The sequence below is a fragment of the Nocardia carnea genome, assembly GCF_029868855.1.
GTDB lineage: Bacteria > Actinomycetota > Actinomycetes > Mycobacteriales > Mycobacteriaceae > Nocardia > Nocardia carnea_A.
Genome location: NZ_JARWOV010000163.1, coordinates 1 through 3,017, shown reverse-complemented (window position 1 = coordinate 3,017; position 3,017 = coordinate 1). Strand labels below are relative to the sequence as shown.

The window sequence follows — 3,017 nt, the reverse complement described above, 5'->3', positions numbered from 1 at the left end:
GGTACCGGGCAACTGCGCCGTTCCGGTACCGCGGTGGTGCGGCGGGGGCGCGCGCCCCCGCCCCCAGGCGCGGCATTTAAGAAACAAGCAATTTTAGGGGGGTTTTTCTCGAAAGCGCAGTTGGGCGCCCCACCCCCGCGGTTTGGCCGCCAACAACGGGCCGGTATAACAAGACCCCAAAAATTCTCGCGTGCGTAAAATGCGCGCCCGCGGGCCGGGTTCCCCCGGCCCGCCGCACCACCGCGGTACCGGAACGGCGCAGTTGCCCGGTACCGCGGTGCTCGTCACGGACGTAGTACCGCGGTCAGGAATTCGGTCTGGTCGTAGACGGCCTGCTCGAAGAGATCGTCGAAATAGATATCGAAATGCCCGGCGGGATAACGCTTGATCTGTGCGTGCTTGGTTTTCCCGGCGACCCGCAGTGCGGGTTTGACCGGTGTGATCGAATCCTGGTCGCACAGGGCGTACAGCACCGGCATCTTCAGTTCCTTGGCATGCCGGCCCGGCCGGTCGAACAGCAGCGGGAAGGCCGCGCGGGCCGGTATCTTCGGCCGGTAGGCGGGGCTTTCCTCGGCCAGCCGGCCGAACCCTGCCGGTACCTCGGTACCGGTCGCCATCGCCGCAGCGCGTTTACGCCCGGCGAGCCGGATCTGGACCGGCTTACGAAATACCGTGCCGAACAACGCATCCGTGATCGCGAGAGTGGCCACTTTCACCAGGCTGATCGGACCCTTCGCCAGGGCCGAGGAGAATCCGCTGACGAACGGAGCCTGTGCCACGACCGCCGCGATATACGCATCGTCGGGTGCCACCGACAGCGCGTGGCCGCCGCCCAGCGAAGTTCCCCACAGTGCTATCCGCGTGGCGTCGAAACCCCGCAGGGTTCGCGCGTAGGCGATGGCGGAGGTCCAGTCCTCGCGCTGCCGCGCGATATTGACCGTTTGCCGCGGTTCGCCGTCGCTACTGCCGAAATGCCGGTAATCGAATACCAGAACCCCCATTCCCGCGGCGGCGAACCGCCGCGCGTACCGATCCAGACCCATTTCCCGGTTCGCTCCCAGCCCGTGCCCCATCACCACGATGGGGCGGGGCTTGGGCGGACCGGCCGGTAGGTACAGCCAGCCGGCACATTTCTGACCTCCCGACGGGAAGCCGACCTCCACACGCTCCATGATCAGTGACGGTACCGAGGTGTTGTTTCGCCGAAGTTGTCAGTCCGGCTGGGCACCGGCGCCGCGACCGGCCGAGGTCGTGGTCCCGGCGCCGCGGTGGGTGTGCCCGGCGGAGCGGATCAGGGCGATTCCGTAGCCGGTGAGCCAGACCGCCCACAGGAGCCAGCCGGCCAACCCGAACAGGGCGAGCCGGCTGTGACCGGTGACGATCAGTGGAGTGAGGGTCGCGGACGTGAATTGCAGGCAGGCCGCGACTGTTCCGAGTATCAGTAGCCACCGGGCGAGCAGACCGGACGTGAATCCGGCCGTGCCGAGTCCGAACATTGCCAGCGCCAGGAAGGTGCCGTTGAACCCGAATACCGCTTCGTGCAGCGCCCAGAGTGTGCCGATACTCGCCGGATCGCCGGCCGTCGACATCGCCAGACGTAGCGCGACCACGACGGTGAAGGTGGCGTTCTGCAGGAGTACTCCGGCGAAACCGGCGTAAACCCAAGCGGTCCGGCCGCCTGCCGGAAGGACCGCCGCCAGGGCGCCTGCCGCGAACAGTGTTGCCAGGGCCCATACGGCGGGTAGTAGTGCCGAGACCGCAACGGTGGGCCGGCCGCCGGACAGGTAGAAGTCGACCGCCTCCTCGGTGGACGATCCGGGCGAGGGCATTCCGGCGGGTACGAGGACGAGATTGGCGGTGACGATGAGCAGTGCGAAACCGATTCCCGCCGCGCCGGCGGTTCGCCGGGCCGCCGCGGCATCGAAAGATATTCTGGGCATATATTTAATATAAGCTGCGTAAAACGAAAGGGGAACCATGGACGGCGAGCCCGACCGGCGCCGATACGATTCGCTGCGCAGGACCGCGCAGGCGCAGGAGACCACCGCGCAGATCGCCCGCTGCGCCCGCGAACTCTTCGTCACCCGGGGCTGGGCGGCCACTACGGTGCGCGAGGTCGCCAAGGCCGCCGGGGTCTCGGTACCCACGGTGTATGCCGCCTACGGCAACAAAACCGGGCTCACCCGGGCGCTCGCCGACGCGGCCGACCTTTCCGGAGACCTGCCGCGCATGATCACCGAGCTGGAATCTGCGCCCGGACCGGCCGCTCAGCTGGCGGCGATGGCCGGTTACGACCGCCGGCTGTTCGAGCGGGCCGGAGATGTCATCGTGCTGCTGCGGGAGGCGGGCCGCGCCGAACCCGAACTGGCGCACGAGTATCGCGACGGTCGCCGCCGCGCCGACGAGACCCGCATCCAGGTGTTCTCCGGATGGCCGGACGGTGTGCTGCGACCCCGGCTCACAGTGGGTGAGGCCGTCGACATCTATGCCGCACTCTGCAATATCGACGTGTTCACCGTGCTGACCGGTGAACGCGGGTGGACACCGGGCCGAGCGGAGCGCTGGTGGGGCGCCGCCCTGTCCCGGGAACTGCTGGCGGCCGCGTGATCGAATGGTCGGGGCGGGTGCCGGGGCCGGCAGCGAGTATCGTGTGCGGCGGATGAGCCGGCCGGGCGGTCGCGGCGCCGGGAACGGACACTGCACGGTGTCACGCCGGGCGCCGAGGAAAGTCCGGACTCCACAGAGCAGGGCGGTTGCTAACGGCAACCCGGGGCGACCCGCGGGACAGTGCCACAGAAAACAGACCGCCCGCCGCCCCGCAGGGCCGCGCGGGATAGGTGTAACCGTGCGGGAATCGCGCCCCAGCGCCCCGGGGGGCCGGGGCCGCTCGGTAAAACCCCGCCGCTCGATATCCTCCACGCTCATCGTCCGCGCGCGGGCGGCGGCGAGTTCGATGGCCAGCGGCAGCCCGTCGAGTGTGCGGCACAGTCGCGCCAGGACCTCCATATCGAGACGTA

At 68.6% G+C, this 3,017-nt stretch carries 3 protein-coding genes; 1 reads left to right on the top strand and 2 read right to left on the bottom strand.

The annotated features are described in order from the left end of the window. Positions 1 to 284: 284 nt before the first annotated feature. On the bottom strand, positions 285 to 1,172 hold the full coding sequence (locus QH195_RS14920; RefSeq protein ID WP_280419645.1) for an alpha/beta hydrolase: 888 nt from the start codon (positions 1,170 to 1,172) through the stop codon (positions 285 to 287). Positions 1,173 to 1,211: 39 nt separating this feature from the next. Further along, entirely contained in the window at positions 1,212 to 1,940 is a 729-nt protein-coding gene (locus QH195_RS14915; RefSeq protein WP_280435804.1) for a 2-oxoglutarate/malate transporter, read from the bottom strand. Between the two features lie 37 nt (positions 1,941 to 1,977). On the opposite strand from QH195_RS14915, the gene QH195_RS14910 reads away from it, so the two are divergent. Continuing rightward, complete coding sequence (locus tag QH195_RS14910; RefSeq protein ID WP_280435803.1) at positions 1,978 to 2,607, top strand: TetR/AcrR family transcriptional regulator; 630 nt, start codon at positions 1,978 to 1,980, stop codon at positions 2,605 to 2,607. The last annotated feature ends 410 nt before the right edge of the window (positions 2,608 to 3,017 follow it).

Coding starts and splice junctions, on each gene's coding strand:
- QH195_RS14920 (WP_280419645.1), bottom strand. CDS start 1,172: ATGGAGCGTGTGGAGGTCGGCTTCCCGTCGGGAGGTCAGAAATGTGCC.
- QH195_RS14915 (WP_280435804.1), bottom strand. CDS start 1,940: ATGCCCAGAATATCTTTCGATGCCGCGGCGGCCCGGCGAACCGCCGGC.
- QH195_RS14910 (WP_280435803.1), top strand. CDS start 1,978: ATGGACGGCGAGCCCGACCGGCGCCGATACGATTCGCTGCGCAGGACC.